The organism is Collinsella aerofaciens (assembly GCF_040910185.1).
Lineage (GTDB): Bacteria > Actinomycetota > Coriobacteriia > Coriobacteriales > Coriobacteriaceae > Collinsella > Collinsella aerofaciens_BF.
On the sequence record NZ_JBDGBA010000008.1, the window covers coordinates 31,575 to 53,681 of the forward strand.

Below are 22,107 nucleotides of genomic sequence, written 5' to 3' on the forward strand. Positions count from 1 at the left end.
CGGCGTTACCTCAGCTGGATAGAGGGTCTGACTACGAATCAGAACGTCATAGGTTCGAATCCTATACGCCGCACCAACTGAACTTTAAAGCCTCCGGTAACGGAGGCTTTTCTTATATCGCGATGCGTCGAAGATAGCATCAAGTGGTCAAAATGAGTAAAAATCAAATTTGATAACTTTTTTCGAAAAATGCTTGACCTTTATTCAGTCGATGTGCATAATAATCAACAAGTCGCGGCGTTACCTCAGCTGGATAGAGGGTCTGACTACGAATCAGAACGTCATAGGTTCGAATCCTATACGCCGCACCATTTGAGATTAAAGCTCCCGGCAACGGGGGCTTTTCTTTTGCGCCGGCTTGAGTGCTTTCGTCCAAAGGGACGATTTCCTGTCGACTCGTGTAAGATTCCGAGTAGATGTCGCGACTTATTCGCGACCACTCCTTCTTCAAGCGACCGATCAGGGTGATATTTCGTGGCAGAGCGTCCGACATACAAGCTCAGGTTTCTCGATCCCAAGAAGCACTTTCCGGCGATGCCCGAGCAGCCTGCGGGACGCTCATATGGCGTGGTCTGGAAACTCTTTGGCGAGGATCAGCATGAATCTTGTTATGTCGTCGAATTCGTTGGCAAAAGTCATGTGTCGCTTTTGGGCTACGTAAGCGTTTCGGGTGAGGTGTACAAGGTGGACCGCCCCGTCAGCGAGGCTCCGCTGCCCGACGATCCCGACATGCAGCTGATTCTTGACGAGTCCGATTCCAGCGTCGGTGAGATTGCGGTCAGGGGTACCGATGGGACGATGCACTCCCGGGCGCGAGTCATCGGCTCTCCCGAAGGCCCCATGCGCGAACAATCCGATCGCGAGACGTGGAATTCGACGCGCAGCCTTCGCTACGGCGAGTTCATGGCCTCGATGTTCTTGCGTTACGTGATATTCGCCGATTCTGAAAACGCTGTCTCAGGCACGGCAGACGGTGACGGCCTCGACGAGGGCATGAAAAATGCCGTCGACAAGATCAAACTTGTAAAACTCCCTGAGCCGGTTGAGGTGCTGCTGGGTTTTGATTCCACACCGCTGCCCGATGCAATCGAAACATTGCTCTACCGCATTGACCATACAGATAATCCAAGTGGCATTGAGCGCTATGCCGCCGCTTTGATGGGCGAAGTTGATCTGCCTCGCCTGCGCACCATCGCGGCCAAAACCGAAATGAGCCTGGCGCGCATCGATCGCTCGAGACTCTTCTATCTCAATTTTGACCGTAGCCTGCTGGACCAGGACGAGATCGATGCCCTGCTTGCCATCGAGTGCCGCCTGAACCGCCTATCGGGCATCCTTGAGCGTATTGGGGCAGGGTTGGGCCCCGTTGCCTCGTCGCCAAGCTTTGAGGGCTGCTCGCTCTTTGACCTATGGCATATCAGCAAGACGACAGGCGACGTTCCTCGCTTGCTCGAAACGCTGTCGAATGACAACCCGTGGGCCAAGCCGGGGACGGTTGCGTGCCAGCCGGGTGGCGAGTGGGACGTTCGCACCCGTTTTGCACGTATCGTAGAGGCGCTCAACGTGGTCACGCGGCTCGACTACACCTATCGAGCGAACGTCGCCGAGGGCATCATGTTGGTGCGATTTGGCCGCACGGTTGTCGATGCTATGCCGCAGCGCGAATACGATGCTCAAGATGACGCCTGGCGCGAGGTGGATGAGCCTAAGCGCGCAGCATGGGCCACTGAGCACGATGCGCGTATTGTGCTTACACTCGCGGCGGCTTGCTTTGCTTCGGGCGCTCGCATCACGCGCTGCTACGTGCAGATTGCGGCTCCCGACGGCGAGCAGGGCGAGCGTGTTGTCGCAACGTATTTCTTTGGGCGCGCGGCCTATCTGGCCGATTGCGTGCCTGTCGCCAAGGATCTTGAGAGCATGGACATGGACGATATGCCGTGCAAGCGTGTGCTTGAGGCGTATGAGTCAACCGCTCCGGAGACGATTGAGCCTGCGGAGGTTCATGCTCGTCCGCGTGATGACCATCGCACGCTGCCGCCGGCGCTGCGCGATCTGCTGCTTGCCGATACGGCTGACGAGTTGGAGGTCATGGAAGAGGACGACGACCCATACGTGGCCCGTGTTGTTGAATTGCGCGAGCAGGCAAAAGTTGACCGTACAGGTGCTTTTGAAGGCTTTTCCCGTCTTGTCGAGGAGCTGGAGGCTAAGTGCGCCGTCGCCGAGCTTTTGGCGACAGGTCCGGTTCAAACGCAGTTTTGCGATAACCAGCTGGTGCGCATGGTGCTACCGGTGTTGGAAGAAGACCGCTCTGTGCGAATCCTTCGTGCGCCCGATGCGCTGTACTTTGCCCAGCACGAGATCTGCAGTTTTTACGCCGAGCAAGAGGACTTTGAACGAGCGCTGCCCGAGGTGCGCCATCTTTACGATCTGGCGCGCTCGTCCATGCAATCGCACTTTGCGCTCATCAACGTGCTTGCGCGTCTGGAGCGTTTTGACGAGATTATCGAGGTGGCGCGCCACGGCCTACGTATTGCCAGCGATCGTTCTGCAATCGGCTACCTGTTCTATCGCTTGGCGTTTGCCTATTGGAATTGCGATCAGCTCGACCTAGCGCTGGCTTGTTACCGTCTGGTGCCGCGCGGTGAGGAATCGGGCAGTAGTGCGCTGGAAGAAATGCAGGGCCTTATGAATGAGATGGGCGTCAGCGAGCCTCCGACGTTCGAGGAGGCGGTCGAGACCATCCGCAAGGCTGGACTCGAGCTGCCGCCAGTGTCCTCCGTGACGAATCAGCTGGCAGATGCCGCTGTGCAACTGGTCGACAACGGCTTCTTTTTCCTGGCACGCGGTTGCATCTTCCAAATGTGGCGCACCATGGGCAACGACGAGCTCGGCTCCCTCAACCGCTCGCTGGGGTAGGGGCGATATAGAGGGGCCGCACCGCGCTATTTGTATCGGCGCGGGCGGGAGGACCCGGCAGGATCGGTAAGGCATAAAGCCGCCGAGCCTGCTAAAACTGTTAAACTCTGCTAAAGTTGTTAAACTTTGTTAAAGTTGTTAAAACTAGCAGAGGAGGGCAGAATGACGAAAGCTGTTAACCCCTTTAAGCCAACGGCGGGCATGAATCCGCCTGAGCTTATCGGACGGGACACTGTTTTGGATGACTTTGCCGAGGCTCTTGAGAATGGTCCTGGTGCCCCCGATCGACTCATGCGCATCTCGGGCGTCCGAGGCACAGGTAAAACGGTGCTCCTTAATGCATTGGGTGACCTTGCACGCAAAAAAGGATTCGAGGTCGTTGACGTTGCCTCCAATGCTGGTTTTTGCAATAGAATCCTCGAGGCTCTGCAGCGAAACGTTCGTCTTGAATCAATCTCGATTTCCCCATCGATTTTAGGGGTCAGCCTTGGCTCCATGGAGATGTCGAAGTCGGCCTCTCATCTGGGCGAGGCGATGTACGATGCTGCGAAGCGCGGTGGTCTGCTCATTACGCTCGACGAGATCCAGGATGCCTCAACTGAGGAAATGCGCGAGCTAGGCAATGAGATGCAGCTCTTGATCCGCCAAGGAGCGAATGTCGCTTTCGCTTTCGCCGGGCTGCCGACATCGGTAGATGGCGTGGTGGTGGATGATACGTTGACGTTCCTTCAGCGAGCCAAACATGTTGAACTTACTCGGCTTTCCGATTTTGAAGTTGGCGGATCGTTTGAGGATACGATGAGACGAGCGGGCAAGGAGCTCGACAAAGGTGCCGCTGAGCTATTAACGAAAGCTTCGGCAGGCTATCCCTTTATGGTCCAGCTGGTCGGATATTACGCTTGGCAGGTTGCTGCGCGCAGTGGGGCGGAGAGCGTGAGCGAAGAGGCGGCTCGTAAGGGTATCCAGGCGGCTCTTGATAGCTTTAATGCTATGGTGATTGCCCCAGCGCTGCGCAGGGTGTCGGAACGGCAGTTTCAGTATCTCGCGGCGATGGCTCAATGCGAGGGCGTCGATATCGCCAACGGCGATATCGCCAAGAAGATGGGTTTGTCGGCGAACAAAGTTGGGTCATATCGCAAGCGTCTGATCGATGCGGGGTTGATTGAGCCCGCGGGCTATGGCTGTGTTTCGTTTGCAATTCCGTACATGCGCGATTATCTGTTGGAGACCGTTCGAGAGGACTAATAAAGACTGGAGGCATCGACGCCGCCGCTGGGGTTGCCCCCGTATCTTTGTCTCAATCTGTAACATCTAGAGGGGATTACGGCATGCAGGTGTTTCAGATTGAGACATTTGCGGATGGCGCCGACTGTTTGTCTAAATCTGTAACCTCTGGACGAAGATTTGTCCTGCAACTGTTACAGATTGAGATGATTGGCTGAGACGTCTACTGGCAAATTGGAATCGCTCCAAAATTTCCCCTTGCCCATCCTTGGCTGTTTGGTTACTATAGAACGGCTGTTACGGAGAGCTGACCGAGAGGCCGAAGGTGCTCGCCTGCTAAGCGAGTATGCCCCAAAAGGGCATCTGGGGTTCGAATCCCCAGCTCTCCGCCAGTTTAACTTTAAAGAAGGGTCCCATTTGGGGCCCTTTTTTTTGTACGGAGAAAGGAGGCTGGGGATTCGAACCCGAGAGGGCACGGGCGTTAAGCAAACGCGAAAGCGTTTGTAGCCCGTGGGCGAAAAGCCGCCAGGCTTTGAAGCCGGAGGGCATGCGTAGCATGCCCGGACATCCCCAGCTCTCCGCCAGTATGAATTGAAAGAAGGGTCCCATTTGGGGCCCTTTTTTTAATTAGGAGAATGTTAACTGGGGATTCGAACCCTCAAAAAATGAGGCGCCCCGTTGGACGCCTCTCCAATCTCAAATGTAATGTTCCCCCAGCCCTACACCTCGGGCGCCTTGGCTACGGTCTCGCTCTCGGCTGTGAGCGGGCGGTTGTCGATGCGGCGGCCCAGGCGGTCGAGCTTCACAAGGAGCCACTCAATGGGATTCGGCCCTGCCCCTTCCTCGTCGGCAACCAGGTCCATGACGGCGATCTTGGTGCCGTCCTGCTTGAGCGTAACGCTGCCCACCTTGTCGCCCGCATGCACCGTGCCCGAAAGATCGTCGTAGCTAACCTTTTCGGTCACCTCGCCGGCAAGGGAAAACACGGTCGCTTGCGCCGTAGGATCGGCGAGTGTGGCGTCGATTGTCTTATCCGTCCAGTCGGTTTGGCCAACGCGCGCCATAAGCGGGTTGCCGTTGGCGGTCTTTTCCTGCGTGTTGGCGATTGCGACCGTCACCTTGTGGCCGTAGTACCAGTTGGCAAGGGTGGCGGTATCGGTAAAGCGCTGATCGGTGGTGGTGGAGTTCAAAATAACGGTGTAGATCTCGTCGCCGTCGCGGTTGTAGGCGCTCGTAAAGCAATAGCCCGCGTCGTCGGTGGTGCCGGTCTTGCCGCCGATGTTGCCATCTTGGCCCAGCAAATAGTTATGCGTGTCCATGGAATGCGAATGGTCGGTGCCGTCGGCGCCCGTGACCTCGATCCAGGAATCCTCGCTCGCTACGACCTCGCGGATCGTGTCGTTTTTCATGGCCTCCTGCATCATCAGCGCTACGTCGTGTGCGGTTGAGTGCATATTGCCAGCCCACTCATCAAAGTCCAGACCATGCGGGTTTTCAAAAAGCGTACCGGTGCAGCCGAGCTTCTTAGCGCGCTCGTTCATGGCCTTCACAAATGTGGCCTCGGCGTCTTTGGTCTTGGGGTCGATCTTCTTGCCCACATATTCGGCGAGCACGATGGCGGCGTCGTTGCCCGAGGGAATCATCAGACCGCGTAGTGCCTGCTCCACGGTAAGCTCGTCGCCTTCGAGCAAGCCGGCGGTCGAATTACCCACGGTGGCTGCGGCGTTGCTCACCGTGACCTTCTCGTCCATCTTGCAATTCTCGACGGTTAGGATTGCGGTCATGACCTTGGTGATCGAGGCAATCTTGACCTGCTCATCGGCGCCGCGGGCATAGTAGACGGTGCCGTCTTTGCCCATGACGAGGGCATTGGTCGCATCGATATCGGGCAGGTTTTCGGCCGTGATACCGCGCACATCGGCGGTTTTGCCGCAAACATTGTCGGTCGTGAGCACTTGGGCGCCGGCGACGGTGGGCACGCCGGCGGCAAGGGCGATAGCGCAGACAAAGCCGGCGGCAAGCCGGGCTGAGCGCTTTGCAAAAGAGGTGAGGGACTTCACAGATTTCGCTTTCGACGGGATGGTCTCTTCTGAAACTAGAGTATATCGTTTGCCGGCGTCGGCGATCATCGCGTGCGTGCGTGGCCCACATCCGCTCCCGAACGGGCGCAAGGGTGCTTAAGGCCGACTTAATCACCCACGCTTGTTGTGTGTGGCGTGCGTCGCCTCGGGCATAATGGAGCGCGAGAGGAGCACGCATGAACGAGCGCATACTGGTAGTTGATGACGAGAAGGCCATCGCCGACTTGGTTGGTATCTACCTTACAAAAGAGGGCTTTGATGTCCAGATTGCCTATAGCGGGGCCGATGCTGCCAAGGCAATCTTGGAGCAGGAGTTCGATTTGGCGCTGCTGGATGTCATGCTGCCCGATATCGATGGCTTTGAGCTGCTGCGTACGATCCGTTCCAGCCATACCTATCCCGTGATCATGCTGACGGCGCGCGATGCCCAGCAAGACAAGATCGGGGGCCTTTCGCTTGGCGCGGACGATTACGTGGTTAAGCCGTTCCGTCCGCTGGAGCTCATCGCGCGCGTGCACGCTCAGCTTCGCCGCTACACCAGCTACGGTAGCCGTGCACAGGCGGCCGAGTCGCCGACCATTCAGCTCGACGGCTTGGAGATCAACCGCGATGCTCGTTCCGTGACAGTGGACGGTTCACCGGTTCGCCTCACGCCCACCGAGTATTCAATCTTGCTGTATCTGGTCGAGCATCGCGGCAGCGTGGTGGCCGTGGAGGACCTGTTCCGCGCGGTGTGGAACGAGGACTTTATGCCCGGCTCCAACAATACGGTGATGGTGCATATTCGCCACTTGCGTGAAAAGATCGGCGACGACGCACAAAAGCCACGCTTTATCAAAAACGTCTGGGGCGTCGGCTACATCATCGAATAACGCTTTTCGCTTGTGAGGATCTTGATATGACAAAAGACGATAGGCAAGCGTTCGAGGTGCCCGATCGGCTCTTTGAATACGTGAGGTCGGTCGTCGACAACCGCGCGCTTGCAACGGTGCTGCTCTTTTTGCTGAGCCTGCTGCTGATTGGCATCGACAACATCGTCGGAATCTTGGCGGTGCTGCTTGTCGGCTTTTTGCTGATCGATCGATTTGAGATCGTGTGCCGCTGCCTGGTGATTGGCGGCGCCGCGTGGGCCATGACGTTGGCGATTGGCGCCATGGCGCTTGGCGGCATCGAAGGGCCGGTGCTGTTCGATGCCGGCTTTGTATTCAACATGCTTGGCTTTGTGCTGGCGCTTGCCGCGTGCGTGCTGTTCTTGTGTGGCCGCGCCCTGTACTACCAGGGCTACGAGCAGGGCGAGCAGCATGCCGATTGTGTGCTGGCCGCTCGTATTCAAGATCGCCTGATCGATCACCCCGACACCTGGGACAACATCGACGGCGACTTCTTGGAGGTCGAGGGCGCCCTTAACCGCGTGCGTGACCGTGAGCGCAAGGTGCAGCAAGCTCTGCGTGACGAGTCGCATCGCAAGGACGATTTGGTCACGTACTTGGCACATGACCTACGCACCCCGCTTGCCAGTGTGGTGGGCTATCTTTCGCTGCTGCAAGAGGCTCCCGAGCTGCCGGTTGAGCAACGTGCGCACTTTACGGGCGTGGCGCTCGACAAGGCGCACCGGCTCGATACGCTCATCGAAGAGTTCTTCGATATCACGCGCTTTGACTTCCACGATATCGTGCTCACGCGCGGCTATGTTGATCTGGGGTTGCTGCTGGCTCAGGTGACTGACGAGTTCTATCCCATCCTCAACGAGCAGCATAAGGAAGTCCAAGTTGATATTCGCGAGGACCTGACGGTGCTCGTGGATGGCGACAAAATGGCTCGCGTGTTCAACAACATCATGAAAAACGCTATTGCCTATAGCTATGAGGGCTCGACCATCACGATCGAGGCCAGACGCCGGGACGGCGGTGGCGTGCGCGTGCGCTTTATCAATCAGGGCGATCCCATCCCTGAGGCAAAGCTCAAGGTGATCTTTGAGAAGTTCTATCGCCTGGATGCGGCGCGTGCGACCAATCGCGGCGGCGCTGGACTGGGGCTTGCCATCGCCAAGGAGATCGTATGCGCGCACGGCGGTACCGTTGCATGTGAATCGACGCCCGAACACACGATATTCACCATCGAGCTGCCCGCCGCATAGCCAGTGTGCCCTTACAAACACTTGACAATGCGCTCACGTGCATATGAGCCGCGATTCCTACTATCGATACTGCTGAATTGATATCGATGTGGAGGTATGCGGTATGACGGCTGCTGCGGCTGTGGAGCCCACGGAGCTTGAAGAACTCATGAAAGCGCAGGCCGAGGCCGCGCACGAGCGCGAGGTTGGGGATGCGACTCGCCCCACGGCAGAGGATCTTGCCGCCTCGCCGACGCGAATCGATGTCGAGGGCCTCGACCTGTTCTATGGCGACCATCATGCGCTCAAGGACGTGAATATCAAGATCCGCGACAAGCAGATCACCTCGTTCATCGGGCCTTCGGGCTGCGGAAAGTCCACGTTGCTGCGCTGCTTTAACCGCATGAACGACGGCATCAAGGATTGCCGCATCGAGGGCAAGATTGCGCTCGATGGTCAAGATATCCTGGGAGACTACGACATCTGCCGCTTGCGCCAGCGCGTGGGCATGGTGTTCCAGCGCCCCAACCCGTTTCCCATGAGCATCTACGACAACGTCGCCTACGGTCCTCGCGGCATGGGAGTGCGCGACCGCGTCGTGCTCGACGAGCTGGTCGAGGATTCCCTTCGTCGCGCTGCGCTATGGGATGAGGTCAAGGACAAGCTCAAAGAGTCGGGTCTGGGTCTTTCGGGCGGCCAGCAGCAGCGTCTGTGCATCGCCCGCGCACTTGCCGTGCAGCCCGACATTCTGCTGATGGACGAGCCGACCTCGGCACTCGACCCCGTATCGACGCTGGTGGTGGAGCAGCTGGCCTGCGAGCTCAGGGAGACCTGCACGCTGGTGGTCGTTACGCACAACATGCAGCAGGCTGCGCGCATCTCCGATTCGGTCGCATTCTTTTTGCTGGGCGAGCTGGTGGAGCATGCGCCCACTGCCCAGCTCTTCAAAAACCCGATCGATCCGCGCACGGCGGATTATTTGACGGGCCGTTTTGGCTGATACCATCTAGTACAGGTACCTTTAGGGTTAAGATGCGGTCATGCCGGCCGCAAAGGGGTTCAACATGATCTATTACGTCGAGGACGATGACAACATCAGGGATTTGACGGTCTATGCGCTGCGCAAGCAGGGGATTGAGGCCGAAGGCTTTTCGTGCGACGGTGAGTTTAAGGCTGCCGTGGCGCGACGGGTACCCGATGCCGTCCTGCTCGACATCATGCTGCCCGATACCGATGGCTTGGCGATTATGCGTCGACTGCGTGCCGATCGCCTGACGGCGACGGTGCCCATCATGATGCTTACCGCCAAGGATACCGAGCTCGACAAGGTGATGGCGCTCGATGGCGGTGCCGACGATTACCTGACTAAGCCGTTTTCGCTCATGGAGCTCGCCAGCCGCTGCCGCGCACTGCTGCGTCGCGGCGGCATGGTCAAACAGGCAAGCGATGTGCTCAGCGCGGGCGACATCGTGCTCTCGCCCAGCCATCGTGAGGTGACTGTTGCCGGCGAGTCGCTTAAGCTCACCCTGCGCGAGTTCGACCTGCTCGAGTACCTCATGCGCAAGCCCGGCGTGGTCTTTACCCGCGAGTCGTTGCTGCAGAGCGTGTGGGGCTGGGACTTCGACGGCGGTTCGCGCACCGTTGACGTGCACGTGCAGACGCTTCGCCAAAAACTGGGCGAGCATGCCAGCGCCATCGAGACCGTGCGCGGCGTGGGCTACCGCTTGGCCGAGCCTTCTGCCGGTGATGGTGCCGAAGGTGACGACACCGCGGCCACCGCATCGGAGGAGTAACCCGTGGTCTTCGCCCCCCAGGGAAAACATACGCTGTCGCACCGCGTTTTTGTGACGATCTTTGTCTGCGCCATGGCGGTTATCGTGGCGTTTACGGTGCTGGGTGCGTTCTTTGTGCAAAACACCTTGGCGGATGCCACGAGTGCCAACCTGGCGCAAGAAACCGAGCTCATTGCTGCCGCCCTCGACGAGCAGCAGGAGCCCATCCCGTTCTTGCGTAGCCTCGATCGAGAGGACTTGCGCATCACGCTGATTAACAAGGATGGATCGGTTGCCTACGACAACGAGGCGTCGCCTTCCACACTGCCCAACCATGGCGATCGCCCCGAGGTCATCGAGGCCTTTGAGAGTGGCTCGGGTTCCGCGGAGCGCGCAAGCTCTACGCTCGACGAGATTATGCTGTATCGCGCCGTCGCCCTTGATAACGGCCAGGTTGTCCGCTTGGCGCAGGCCCAGCCTGGCGTTGCGGCGATTTTGCTGTCGATGGTGGCGCCGATGCTGCTTATCGCAGCAGCGGGTGCGGTACTCTCGTTTTTTATGGCGCGCCGCGAGTCCCGTGCCATCATCGCGCCGTTGCAAGAGGTGGATTTGGACCACCCACGCCGTAGCTATGAGCACGCCTATGCCGAGATGGTCCCCATGCTTGAGCGTATCGAGTCGCAGCGCCAGGAACTCAAGCGCCAAATGGCGGTGCTAGCGGACAACGACCGTATGCGCCGCGAGTTCACGGCGAATATCACCCATGAGCTCAAGACGCCGCTTACGGCGATTTCGGGCTATGCCGAGCTCATCGCAAACGGCATGGTCGAGGGCGAGGGCGACCTGCGCAACTTTGGCGGTCGCATCTATCGTGAGGCGGGCCGCTTGGCAGCGCTTGTCAACGATATCCTTACGCTGTCTAACTTGGACGAGGCCGAGCGTGCAGCTGAGGGCGAGGCGGTGCCCATTGGGTCCACGGAGCCTATTGAGCTCTCGCGTGCCATCTACGCGGTCGAGCAGCGTCTTGAACAGGTCGCCCGTCAGGCGAATGTGACGATAAGTCATGAGACCAAGCCTGTGGTCATCGAGGGCGTGTCGCGCTTGATTGACGAGCTCATCTATAATCTGGCAAGCAACGCCATCCGCTACAATCGACCCGGCGGTACGGTTACGCTGCAGTGCGACACCAACGACGAAGGCCATCCGTTCCTTGCGGTCGCCGACACGGGAATCGGTATCGCGCCTGAAGAACAGGGCAAGGTATTTGAGCGGTTCTATCGCGTGGACAAGAGTAGGTCCAAGGCGCGCGGCGGAACCGGTCTGGGGCTTGCCATTGTCAAGCATGCGGCCCTGTATCATCACGCCACGCTCGATCTGTCGAGCGAGTTGGGCGTGGGAACCACCATTACGGTGACGTTTCCCATACAGCAGGACGAGCCATTCGCATAGCGATACAACATAGGTATTGATGTAGACGCCGCATTTGACTTTCGGGTGCGGCGTTGTTGTGCAATTTTACGATTGCTTCCGACATTTTTACAGGAGAGCCTGTTTCTTATGTATAGAGTTTGGTCTCGGTAAAAAGATGCGATAACATACGGACAGTTTTGTCAATCCGAACTGGGGAAATGAAAGGCAAGCTGCATGACCCTTCTCGAACTGTTCCAGCTGCTGAAGAAGCACCTCAAGCTGGTCATCACCCTTCCGGTGGTCTGCGCGATCGCCATGGGCATCGTGTCCTTCGTTGCGATGGACAACACCTATACCGCGACGACGAGCATGTACATTCTCGCCAAGACCGACGATAGCGGTCAGATGAGCTACAACGATCTCTCGGCGAGTCAGATGCTTTCCAACGATATCGCCACGCTGCTGGATAGCGATAGCGTTAAGAGCGGCGCAGCCAATGAACTGGGCCTCACCGATCTGGATGACTACAAGGTGTCTGTTTCCTCCGAGACCACCACGCGTGTCATTACGCTTTCGGTTACCGGCACCGATGCCAAGGAGACGGCTAAGGTCGCAAAGGCCATGGCCAGCTCGGTGAGTACGGTCGCTCAGAACGTCGGCGCTGCCCAGAGCATCAACGTTATCGACGAGGCTAAGACCCCCGAAGCCCCCAGCGGTCCCAAGCGTATGCTGTACGTTGCTGTCGCGTTCCTCGCCGGTATCTTTATCGCAGTTGCCTATGTCGTTTTGGCAGACATGCTCAATACCCGCATCCGCGGTGCCGAAGAGGCAGAAGAGCTCCTGGGCATTCCCGTTGTTGGCCGAATTCCGGCTATGAAAGGTGGTAAATAGGCATGGCTAAGGCAAAGAACACCGATAAGCTCGTTGTACAGAATGCCGCCAAGACCCTTCTGGCCAACATCCGCTTTGCGAGCGTGGACGACCCCATTCGCACCATTACCGTCACGTCCTCGATTCCCAACGAGGGCAAGTCTACGGTTTCCATCAACCTTGCCCAGGCTATCGCCACGAGCGGCAAGTCCGTGCTCCTGGTCGAGGCCGATATGCGCCGCAGGTCCCTTTCCGATATGCTCGGCGTTCGTTCGCGCGGCGGACTCTATGCGGTCCTTTCCGAGCAGATCTCCATTGACCAGGCAATTGTCGAGACGGGTCAGAAGAACTTCTACTTCCTCGATGCCGAGCCGCATATTCCCAATCCTGCCGACATCATCGTCTCTCACCGCTTTGCCAAGTTGGTAAAGGCACTGTCCGCCAAGTTCCAGTACGTCATCTTTGATGCTCCCCCGGTCGGCACCTTCATCGATGCTGCCGAGATTGCCAGCCTGACCGACGGTACGCTGTTCGTGGTGCGCGAGGACTTCACCAAGCGCGAGGAGGCACTCAACGCTATCGGCCAGCTTAAGAAGTCCGAGAAGGTCAAGCTCATCGGTACCGTCATGAACTACTGCGAGACCGAGACCAGCGAGTACTACTACTCCTACTACACCAAGGACGGTAAGAAGGTTAAGAAGGGCTCCGACGATCAGGGGGCTTCCAAAAAGGGCATCTTCACCAACCGAGCAAACGTTTAGTTGATTAAGGCTGACCTATGCGTGACATTCATTGCCATATCTTGCCGGGTGTAGACGACGGCGCCGCCGATCTCGATGAGAGCTTGGCGATGCTCGAGGCTGCCAAGCGGGCCGGTGTAACCAGAATCGTTTGCACTCCTCACTGCCGTGATCCCTATTTTGATTACGACAAGATGTGGGATGCCTTTGAGCTGCTGCGTGATAACGCTGACGGTTTTCCGCTCCAGATGGGCTTCGAGGTCAACCATCGAAAGCTCGTTGAACTTGGTATCGATGCCGCGGAGCACTTGCATTTCGATGGAACCAACGAGTTTCTGCTCGAGCTTTCGGCACATGCCGATGCGTATGCGTTTAGAGAGTACGAGAACACGATTTACGATTTGCAGTGCCGTGGCTACCAGGTGATCATCGCTCATCCTGAGCGCTATCGTGCGGTTCAAAAGGATGTAAGCGTGGCGGAGCGCCTGGTCGATATGGGCTGCAAGCTGCAGGCTTCGGCGGACTTTATTGCCGGCGGTCGCTTTGGTCGCGAGAAAAAGCCGGCACAGCGCCTGTTCGATCAGAACCTGTACAGCTTCATCGCGAGCGATGCCCATAACGTGGGTCATTACGACTGCCTGGCGAAGGCTCGCGCGAAGTTTAGCGTACGCGGAGCTCATTTTCGCTAATATCTGTCCCTAACGTTCGCATTGAATGAAAGGGCAGCCATGGATATCCAACTTAAGACGGGATGCTTTGATGACGCGGCGTTGGTGCGCCGCGTCATTTTTATGGACGAGCAGGGCTACGAGAATGAGTTCGACGCTATCGACGAGGATCCGAACTGCATTCATGTGACGCTCTATGTAGACGGCGAGCTTGCCGGTTGCTCGCGCGTGTTTCCCGAAGAGCTTGAGCGCGCGGCTGACGCAGAGGCTCCGGTGTCGCCGGCGTGCGACTTGGACGAAGGTGTCGCGGCGGGGGAGACCTACATTATGGGGCGCGTGGCCGTGCTGCCGAGCATGCGCCGTCGCGGTTTGGCGAGCAAGATTGTCGAGGCCAGTGATACGTGCGCGCGTGATGCCGGCGCCAAGCTCATTAAGCTGCATGCTCAGGAATACGTGCTGCCGCTCTATGCCAAGGCGGGCTACACGCAGATTGCCCCGGTGGACTACGAAGACGAGGGCCAGCCTCATGCCTGGATGGCCAAGCGCGTAGATGGCAGATAGGAACGTTCCTTTCCTGCCGGCAGTTTGGGACACTCCTTGGCAATTGGCGCATCAGAGCGCTCGGACATACAGTTTTTCGATTCCGTATGTATATATGCGCGTTAATGGGTTATAAAATCTAAGTCTGAACATAGCAGGTCTGCGATGCGGCTCGGGCGACCGAGCCGTTTTTGCGGACAGGGGTAGCGCGAAAGGACTGCACATGCGTCAATTTAAGACCGAGAGCAAAAAACTGCTCGACCTCATGATCAACTCCATCTACACCAATAAAGAAATCTTCCTGCGCGAGCTTATCTCTAACGCGAGCGACGCCGTCGACAAGCTCAACTTTAAGAGCCTGCAGGACCCGAGCGTCAAGATCGACCAGGGCGACCTGGCCATTCGCGTCTCCTTTGATAAAGACGCCCGCACCATTACCATCTCGGATAACGGCATTGGCATGACCGCCGAGGAGCTGGAGCGCAATCTGGGCACCATCGCCCATTCCGGCTCCGAGGAGTTTAAGACCGAGAACGCCGAGCAGCAGGGCTCCGATGTCGACATCATCGGTCAGTTTGGCGTGGGCTTCTACTCGGCTTTTATGGTCGCCAGCCATGTGAAGGTCGTCAGCCGCGCCTACGGCGAGGATGTCGCCCATGTGTGGGAATCCGACGGTCTTGAGGGCTACACCATCGAGGACGGCGAGCGCGCCGAGCACGGTACCGATGTCATCCTGACGCTGCGCGAGAACGAGAAGCTCGATGCCGACGGCGAGGCCGAGACCTACGATCGCTTCCTGACCGAGTGGGGTCTCAAGAGCCTGATTCAGCAGTACAGTAACTATGTGCGTTACCCGATCCAGATGATGGTGTCCAAGAGCCGCCAGAAACCCAAGCCCGAGGACGCCGGCGACGATTACAAGCCCGAGTACGAGGACTACCAGGAGCTCGAGACCGTCAATTCCATGACACCGATCTGGAAGAAGCACAGCTCCGATGTCGAGCAGAAGGACTACGACGAGTTCTACAAGTCCACGTTCCACGACTTTGACGATCCTGCGCGCACCATCAGCTTCCATGCCGAGGGCACGCTCGAGTATGACGCCCTGCTGTTTGTGCCGGGACGCGCGCCGTTCGATCTGTACAGCAAGGACTACGAGAAGGGCCTGGCGCTCTACAGCTCCAACGTCCTGATCATGGAGAAGTGCGACGACCTGCTGCCCGACTACTACAACTTTGTCCGCGGCGTCGTGGATTCCGCCGACGTGTCGCTCAACATCTCGCGCGAGACGCTTCAGCAGAACCGTCAGCTCAAGGCCATCGCCAAGCGTGTGGAAAAGAAGATCACCGCCGACCTTGAGGATATGCGTGACAACGACCGCGAGGCCTACGAGAAGTTCTTTGAGAACTTTGGCCGCGGCCTCAAGTACGGCATCTACTCGAGTTATGGCATGAAGGCCGATGAGCTCGCCGACCTGTTGCTGTTCTGGTCTGCCAAGGAACAGAAGATGATTACCCTGGCCGAGTATGCCAAGGGCATGCCCGAGGATCAGAAGGCCATCTACTACGCCGCCGGTGACTCGCGTGAGCGCTTGGCCAAGATGCCCGTGGTAAAGGGCGTGCTCGACCGCGGCTATGACGTGCTGCTGCTGACGCAGGATGTGGACGAGTTCACGTTCCAGGCTATGCGTGAGTACGTTGCCGCCGATATGCCCAAGATCTACGAGGACGATGCTGCCCGCGAGGCTGCCGAGAAGGCTGTGGCCGACGGTGCCGAGCCCGAGGTCGAGGATCGTCATCTAGAGCTCAAGAACGTTGCGACTGGCGATCTTGATCTGGCGACCGAGGACGAGAAGAAGGAGGCCGAGGACGCCACCAAGGAGAACGAGGACCTCTTTAACGCCATGAAGGAGGCACTCGGCGACAAGGTCGAGAAGGTTGCCGTCTCTGCGCGCCTGACCGATGCTCCCGCGTGCATCACCACCGAGGGCCCGCTTTCGCTCGAGATGGAGAAGGTGCTCCAGAAGGGTCCCGAGGGCGCGCCCGACGGTATGCCCAAGAGTCAGCGCGTGCTCGAGCTCAACGCCAAGCACCCGGTCTTTTCCAAGCTCGTCGCCGCTCAGAAGGCGGGCGACGCCGACAAGATCAAGCAGTACTCCGGTTTGCTCTATGACCAGGCCCTGCTGGTCGAGGGCATCCTCCCCGAGGACCCCGTTGCCTTCGCCGCAGCTGTCTGCGAACTAATGTAGTTAGGTAGTTACGCGGTTTTACCAAACCGCGTAACAGCTCGACGCTGCCCTCAGTTCCGCCGTTCTAACGAACGGCGGACCAGTCGACGCTGCGCGGGCGCCAGAGCGACAACTTGTCATTCAAAGAGGACGGCATGACCAGAAGGTCTATGCCGTCCTCTTTTCATGCCAATTTGTTCGCTCTGGCGCCCGCTCGCTGGCATTGCCAAAACATCGACGTTGCCGTGGTCCTAAGTAGTCATTGGGGACGTTCTTGTTTGACTAGTCGTTTAAGAACGTCCCCGATGACTATTTGAATTGCTAATTTGTGCGGGTTGTGGTTTTGTGACCTGCTGAAATTTAGGATACTGTACATCTGTACGTTAACTCATCTTCGTAGTATATTGCTACCCGCAAAACTCAACACCATTGTGCTTTGAGACGTTAAAGCGCCTACTACAATGGTTGTCGATAGTACGATTCGATTTAACGACAGGATGGATGGTCCAAGCGTGAGTCTCGGCAGCAAACTATCCAATGCAAAGGTGTCCTTTGCGATATTTAAGCGCGACATTAAGCGACTGCTTGTGAACCCCGTCGCCCTGGTGGTTACCCTAGGCGTGTGCGTTATTCCCTCGCTGTATGCCTGGTATAACATCGTGGCAAACTGGGATCCGTATGGAAACACCCAAGGCATCAAGATTGCTATCGCCAACAACGATCGAGGCACCCAAAACGACTTGGTGGGTGAGCTCAACGCTGGCGACAAAGTGGTCGACCAGCTCAAGGAGAATCATCAGTTGGGCTGGACGTTCGTCGACTCGACGGCCGATGCCAAGGAGGGCGTCGAGAGCGGCGAGTACTATGCCGCTATCGTGATTCCCAAGAACTTCTCGGATAACCTGGTTTCGATGCTCGACGGCAACTACCATCAGCCCAAGCTCACGTACTACGTCAATGAGAAGAAGAGCGCCATTGCGCCCAAGGTTACCGATACCGGTGCAAACACCATCGAGGAGCAGATCAACTCGGAATTTGTCTCTACGGTAGGCAAGACTGTTGCCGGTATCGCCAAGGATGCCGGTGTCGATTTAAAGGACAAGGCAACCCAGACTCAGGACTCGCTGGCAAGTTCGGTGTCCGAGGCGTCCGACACCTTGGGCGAGGTGCGCGATTCGATTGGCGATATGAATGCCGCCATCGATAAGACGAGTGGCGCTATCGCCTCGGCTGATGCGGCACTTGCCGGCTTGCAAGGCCAGGCACCGTCGCTGACGCAGGCGATCTCCCAGGGCAACGACCTGCTGAGCGAAGCTCGCACCACGGCGGGCAACTCCATCACCTCGCTCTCCAAGGCGCTCTCGGAAGGCAGCCTTGCGCTCACCAAGACGTCGGCCTCTGCGAACGCTGCCATCGGCAAGCTGACGGGCGCGGTCACATCTACGACCACCCGTATCGACAACTCGCTCGAGTCTCTTCAAGCGACGATCGACCACAATAAGGCCGTTATCGGGCACTTGGAGATTCTCGCCAATGACACGTCGACAGGTTCCGAGGAAATTGACGCGCGCATTGTATCGACCATCGATTTGCTTCGAGAGCAGAATGAAAAGCTTCAGAGCATCAAGGACGGTCTGTCCGCGCAGTCGAGCGCCATGGCGAATGACGCAGCGGCTGTTTCGGGTGCCAGTGACGCTATCAATAACGCAATTCATACCGGTGCGACCAACCTTGGCCAAGCCCAGACGGACTTGGGCCAAAACGCGCTGCCGAAGGCCTCGAGCGCGCTCGACTCTTTTGCTGCCGTTTCGGGCGACCTGACCGGTATCGTCTCGGGTATGACACCTACACTTGCAAATGCGCGCGGCACGTTGGCGCAGCTTAGCGCTACGCTCAGCCAGGCCAAGACCACGCTGTCCCAGACCGATTCCTCGCTTGCCAAGGTCCAGGACAAGCTTGCAACCGCCGCCAATGACATCGCGGCGCTGCAGGCCTCCGAGTCCATGGGCGAGCTGGCCGATCTGATGGGCGTCGATGTCAATGACGTGGCAGATTTCATGGCGTCTCCGGTTGAGTTGACGTCCAAGTCAATCTATCCGGTCAAGAGCTTTGGCTCGGGCATCGCTCCCTTCTACACCAATCTGGCGCTTTGGGTGGGCGGCTATGTGCTCATCGCCATTTACAAGCTCGAGGTCGACCGTGAAGGTGTTGGCAGCTTTACGGCGCGCCAAGGCTACTTTGGCCGCTGGTTGCTCATGGTGATCCTGGGCGCGTTGCAGGCCATCATCGTTACGGTAGGCGATCTGGTGATTGGCGTGCAGTGCGTCAGCCCGCTGCTGTTCGTGCTGGGCGGCATCGCCATTTCGTTCACCTACGTCAATATCATATATGCGCTGTCCACCACGTTTAAGCATATCGGCAAGGCTATCGGCGTCATTCTCGTCATCGTGCAGATCCCGGGTTCGTCGGGCATGTACCCCATCGAGATGATGCCCGGCTTCTTCCAGTGGCTGCACCCGCTGCTGCCCTTTACCTACGGCATCAATCTGCTGCGCGAGACGGTCGGCGGCATGTATTCGTTCAACTACCTGTTTAACCTGTGCATTCTGGGCGTGTTCTTGATCGTGGCGCTCTTTATCGGCCTGCAGCTGCGTCCGCTGCTGCTCAACCTTAACCTGCTCTTTGATAAACAGCTCTCCACGACCGGTATGATGATTTGCGAGTCCAACGACCTGCCGCGCCAGCGCTACTCGCTGCGCACGGCCATGCGCGTCATGCTCGATTCCGATTCGTACCGTCGCGAACTGCTCGATCATGCGGTCGCCTTTGAACATCGCTACCCGTACTACATCAAGGGCGGTTTTGCCGCCGTGGTGGGCGTTCAGGTCCTGCTCTTTGTCCTGTCGACGGTTCTCGATATCGACAATAACGGCAAGATCATCCTGCTTGTCATTTGGATCATCTCGGTTATTGCCATCTGCGGCTGGCTTATCAATATCGAATATATCCGAGCGAGCCTCAATACCCAGATGCGCATCTCGGCGCTTTCGGATGAGGACCTGCGTCGCGAGATGCGCGAACACACAGCCGCCATTCCTGCCGCCCGCCACATGTTTGGCCTCAACGCCAGCGAGCGTGGTGCCAAGGGCGGCGATCAGTCCACGGGCCGCTTGCCGCATATCGGCTCGCACCATAAATCTCAGGGCAGCGACAGCACAGCCACAAATGATGGAGATACCACCGCGCTTGGCAAGCACTCCAAAGGAGGTGAGGTATAAATGAAGAACATCCTGCATCTGTTTAAGCGCGATGTCCAAAACGTGTCTCGCTCCGTGATCGGCTTGGTTGTCGTGATGGGCCTCATTATCGTACCGTGTCTGTACGCGTGGTTTAACATCGCCGGCAGCTGGGATCCGTACGGCAACACCGGCAATCTTAAGATCGCCGTGGTCAACACCGATGAGGGTTACGAGAGCGATTTGATCCCCGTCGAGGTTAACGTGGGCGAAAACGTGACCGCCACCCTACGCGGCAACGAGAGCTTCGATTGGGTTGTGCTCAACAATCGCGAAAAGGCTATCGAGGGCGTTAAGTCGGGCGCGTACTATGCTGCCGTCGTTATCCCCAAAACGTTTAGCGCTGACATGATGACGCTTTTCTCGACCGACGTGAAGCATGCCGATATCGAGTTCTACGAGAATCAGAAGGCCAACGCCATTGCGCAGATCGTGACCGAGAAGGGTTCGAGCGCCGTCCAGAGCCAGGTTAACAAAACTTTTACCGAGACCATTACGACGATCGGTCTTAAGACGGTGTCCAGCCTGCTCGATTACATGAGCACCGACCAGGTGGGTAACTTTATCGCCAACCTGTCCTCGACGCTCGGCGATTCGATTGAGGACCTGCGAGACGTTCGGGCAAATGCTTCGTCGCTGGCGGGCATTTTGAGCTCCACGTCCGATTCGCTGACGTCGGCGAGCGGCATGCTCAAGCAGACGGGCACGGTCGATGAGTCAACGAAGCAGCTGATGGTGCATGTCAAGAGCGGTATTAGCGATTCCAAGGAAGCGCTGAAGGACGCCAACGACGCCATCAATGCCGCGATTGACGGAAGCGCGGGCTCGTTTGACAACGTGTCCGCCGAGCTTGCGAAGGCATTTGATGCCGCGAATCAACATGTCGACCTTACAGTGTCCCAGCTCAACGATGCCGCGGCGGCGCTCAACACGCGTGCCGACGATATCGACGCCACGGCCGACCAGCTCCGCAGCTTTGCCGATCAGGTGACTGACGAAAAACTCCAGGACAGCCTCAAGTCTGTGGCAACATCGCTGAGCAGGATTGCTGTGGAGTATCGCAACAACGCCAAGGACTTGACGGCCACCGCGAAGTCTCTCTCTGACAGCATGGCAGAGGTTAATAAGTCGCGTGCCGAGGTCGATCAGGCAATCGCGGATGCCAAGGCTGGTATCTCGGGCGCCAAGACTGACTACGACTCTACGTTTTCGGCCAAGGCAAAGGAGCTCAAGAAGACCATCTCGGGCGTTTTGGATTCGCTGAACGGTATTTCGAACGATCTGGATAGTGCTGTTGCTGGCCTGACCGACGCATCCGGTTCGCTGGCAAAGGGCCTCTCCAAAGCTGCAAAGCTGGTCAACAAGGCTTCTGATCAGCTGGGCGAGGCGTCGGACAAGATCAGTGCGTTTAAGGACGAGCTCGACGGCGCCTTGATGTCGGATGACCTCGCTACGATCAAGACGATGATCGGCAATGATCCCGAGGGTCTGGCCGTGTCGCTTTCCGGCCCCGTCGCGCTCGATCGCAAGCCGGTCTATCCGATCCGCAACTACGGTTCGGCCATGGCACCGTTCTACACGATTCTGTCGCTCTGGGTGGGCTCGATTGTGCTGGCGGCCATGATGAAGGTCTCGGTTGACGATGAGCTTATCAACGAGCTCATCCCCGTGCGCCTGCACGAGATCTACCTGGGCCGCTACCTGTTCTTTGGCGGTCTGGCCCTGCTGCAGGCAACGCTCGTGTGTGCGGGCGACATCCTGTTCTTTGGCATCCAGTGCGACGACCCGCTGCAGTTTGTGCTGGCGGGCTGGGTCGCGAGTCTCGTGTTCTCCAATATCGTCTACACGCTTACGGTTTCGTTTGGCGATATCGGCAAGGCGCTCGCCGTCGTGCTGCTGGTCATGCAGGTCGGCGGTTCGGGCGGCACGTTCCCCATCGAGATGACCGGCCCCGTGTTCCAGGCGATCTATCCGTTCCTGCCGTTCACCCACGGCATCAACGCCATGCATGCCGCCATGGCCGGTGCGTACCACATGGAGTACTGGATTGAGCTAGGCATTCTGGCGAGCTATCTGATTCCGTCGCTGGCACTGGGCGTCGTCTTCCGCCGCCCGGTCATCAAAGCCAACGACTGGATCATCGAAAAACTGGAGTCAACCAAATTGATTTAGTTCAGCAACGTAAACGCCGTCGGAACATCGAGATCTTCCAACCCGATGCTTTAGCGTAGTGAATTGCACGGGCTG

15 protein-coding genes and 2 tRNA genes are annotated in these 22,107 nt (G+C 57.8%); 16 read left to right on the forward strand and 1 reads right to left on the reverse strand.

Features of this window, described 5'->3' with window-relative positions; all coding sequences use genetic code 11:
- Nucleotides 1-234: 234 nt before the first annotated feature.
- The 4 genes from AB5Z54_RS04770 (at nt 235) to AB5Z54_RS04785 (ending at nt 4,532) form a co-directional block, all read left to right on the forward strand.
- Nucleotides 235-311, forward strand: a tRNA-Arg gene (locus AB5Z54_RS04770).
- Between the two features lie 163 nt (nt 312-474).
- Nucleotides 475-2,916, forward strand: coding sequence for a tetratricopeptide repeat protein (locus tag AB5Z54_RS04775; RefSeq protein WP_368134584.1), 2,442 nt, complete (start codon nt 475-477; stop codon nt 2,914-2,916).
- A 162-nt stretch (nt 2,917-3,078) separates the two neighbouring features.
- Entirely contained in the window at nt 3,079-4,161 is a 1,083-nt protein-coding gene (locus tag AB5Z54_RS04780) for a DUF8462 domain-containing protein (RefSeq protein WP_055285935.1), read from the forward strand.
- A gap of 280 nt (nt 4,162-4,441) precedes the next feature.
- A tRNA-Ser gene (locus AB5Z54_RS04785) sits at nt 4,442-4,532 on the forward strand.
- A 327-nt stretch (nt 4,533-4,859) separates the two neighbouring features.
- Here AB5Z54_RS04785 and AB5Z54_RS04790 read toward each other — a convergent pair.
- Nucleotides 4,860-6,200 carry a D-alanyl-D-alanine carboxypeptidase family protein gene (locus tag AB5Z54_RS04790; protein WP_368134585.1) on the reverse strand — a complete coding sequence of 447 codons (1,341 nt, stop codon included), beginning with the start codon at nt 6,198-6,200 and terminating at the stop codon, nt 4,860-4,862.
- A 197-nt stretch (nt 6,201-6,397) separates the two neighbouring features.
- On the opposite strand from AB5Z54_RS04790, the gene AB5Z54_RS04795 reads away from it, so the two are divergent.
- From AB5Z54_RS04795 to AB5Z54_RS04850, 12 genes are all read left to right on the forward strand, one after another.
- Nucleotides 6,398-7,093: a response regulator transcription factor gene (locus AB5Z54_RS04795; protein ID WP_006234805.1), complete on the forward strand. Its 696-nt coding sequence runs from the start codon at nt 6,398-6,400 to the stop codon at nt 7,091-7,093.
- 26 nt (nt 7,094-7,119) lie between these two features.
- Nucleotides 7,120-8,358 (forward strand): sensor histidine kinase, encoded by a 1,239-nt coding sequence (locus AB5Z54_RS04800; RefSeq protein ID WP_368160548.1) that lies wholly within the window; start codon nt 7,120-7,122, stop codon nt 8,356-8,358.
- A 103-nt stretch (nt 8,359-8,461) separates the two neighbouring features.
- Entirely contained in the window at nt 8,462-9,337 is an 876-nt protein-coding gene (gene pstB / locus AB5Z54_RS04805; RefSeq protein WP_368160550.1) for a phosphate ABC transporter ATP-binding protein PstB, read from the forward strand.
- 64 nt (nt 9,338-9,401) lie between these two features.
- Nucleotides 9,402-10,130 (forward strand): response regulator transcription factor, encoded by a 729-nt coding sequence (locus tag AB5Z54_RS04810; protein ID WP_368160553.1) that lies wholly within the window; start codon nt 9,402-9,404, stop codon nt 10,128-10,130.
- Nucleotides 10,131-10,133: 3 nt separating this feature from the next.
- Nucleotides 10,134-11,558, forward strand: a complete 1,425-nt coding sequence (locus AB5Z54_RS04815; RefSeq protein ID WP_368160556.1) for a sensor histidine kinase — start codon at nt 10,134-10,136, stop codon at nt 11,556-11,558.
- Nucleotides 11,559-11,753: 195 nt separating this feature from the next.
- The gene (locus tag AB5Z54_RS04820; protein WP_117770434.1) at nt 11,754-12,410 is read left to right on the forward strand and encodes a YveK family protein; all 657 of its coding nucleotides are present in this window, start codon (nt 11,754-11,756) and stop codon (nt 12,408-12,410) included.
- 2 nt (nt 12,411-12,412) lie between these two features.
- Nucleotides 12,413-13,150 carry a CpsD/CapB family tyrosine-protein kinase gene (locus AB5Z54_RS04825; protein ID WP_368160559.1) on the forward strand — a complete coding sequence of 246 codons (738 nt, stop codon included), beginning with the start codon at nt 12,413-12,415 and terminating at the stop codon, nt 13,148-13,150.
- Nucleotides 13,151-13,167: 17 nt separating this feature from the next.
- Nucleotides 13,168-13,818, forward strand: a complete 651-nt coding sequence (locus AB5Z54_RS04830; protein ID WP_368160562.1) for a tyrosine-protein phosphatase — start codon at nt 13,168-13,170, stop codon at nt 13,816-13,818.
- Between the two features lie 39 nt (nt 13,819-13,857).
- Nucleotides 13,858-14,358 (forward strand): GNAT family N-acetyltransferase, encoded by a 501-nt coding sequence (locus AB5Z54_RS04835; protein ID WP_099432637.1) that lies wholly within the window; start codon nt 13,858-13,860, stop codon nt 14,356-14,358.
- A gap of 202 nt (nt 14,359-14,560) precedes the next feature.
- Nucleotides 14,561-16,585 carry a molecular chaperone HtpG gene (gene htpG / locus AB5Z54_RS04840; RefSeq protein WP_368160565.1) on the forward strand — a complete coding sequence of 675 codons (2,025 nt, stop codon included), beginning with the start codon at nt 14,561-14,563 and terminating at the stop codon, nt 16,583-16,585.
- Nucleotides 16,586-17,076: 491 nt separating this feature from the next.
- The gene (locus AB5Z54_RS04845; RefSeq protein ID WP_368160569.1) at nt 17,077-19,842 is read left to right on the forward strand and encodes a YhgE/Pip domain-containing protein; all 2,766 of its coding nucleotides are present in this window, start codon (nt 17,077-17,079) and stop codon (nt 19,840-19,842) included.
- On the forward strand, nt 19,843-22,032 hold the full coding sequence (locus AB5Z54_RS04850) for a YhgE/Pip domain-containing protein (protein ID WP_368160570.1): 2,190 nt from the start codon (nt 19,843-19,845) through the stop codon (nt 22,030-22,032).
- The last annotated feature ends 75 nt before the right edge of the window (nt 22,033-22,107 follow it).

What these genes read in the sequence shown, in the direction of transcription:
- AB5Z54_RS04780 (WP_055285935.1), top strand. Translation starts at nt 3,079, where the DNA reads ATGACGAAAGCTGTTAACCCCTTTAAGCCAACGGCGGGCATGAATCCG.
- AB5Z54_RS04795 (WP_006234805.1), top strand. Translation starts at nt 6,398, where the DNA reads ATGAACGAGCGCATACTGGTAGTTGATGACGAGAAGGCCATCGCCGAC.
- AB5Z54_RS04800 (WP_368160548.1), top strand. Translation starts at nt 7,120, where the DNA reads ATGACAAAAGACGATAGGCAAGCGTTCGAGGTGCCCGATCGGCTCTTT.
- pstB (WP_368160550.1), top strand. Translation starts at nt 8,462, where the DNA reads ATGACGGCTGCTGCGGCTGTGGAGCCCACGGAGCTTGAAGAACTCATG.
- AB5Z54_RS04810 (WP_368160553.1), top strand. Translation starts at nt 9,402, where the DNA reads ATGATCTATTACGTCGAGGACGATGACAACATCAGGGATTTGACGGTC.
- AB5Z54_RS04820 (WP_117770434.1), top strand. Translation starts at nt 11,754, where the DNA reads ATGACCCTTCTCGAACTGTTCCAGCTGCTGAAGAAGCACCTCAAGCTG.
- AB5Z54_RS04825 (WP_368160559.1), top strand. Translation starts at nt 12,413, where the DNA reads ATGGCTAAGGCAAAGAACACCGATAAGCTCGTTGTACAGAATGCCGCC.
- AB5Z54_RS04830 (WP_368160562.1), top strand. Translation starts at nt 13,168, where the DNA reads ATGCGTGACATTCATTGCCATATCTTGCCGGGTGTAGACGACGGCGCC.
- AB5Z54_RS04835 (WP_099432637.1), top strand. Translation starts at nt 13,858, where the DNA reads ATGGATATCCAACTTAAGACGGGATGCTTTGATGACGCGGCGTTGGTG.
- htpG (WP_368160565.1), top strand. Translation starts at nt 14,561, where the DNA reads ATGCGTCAATTTAAGACCGAGAGCAAAAAACTGCTCGACCTCATGATC.
- AB5Z54_RS04850 (WP_368160570.1), top strand. Translation starts at nt 19,843, where the DNA reads ATGAAGAACATCCTGCATCTGTTTAAGCGCGATGTCCAAAACGTGTCT.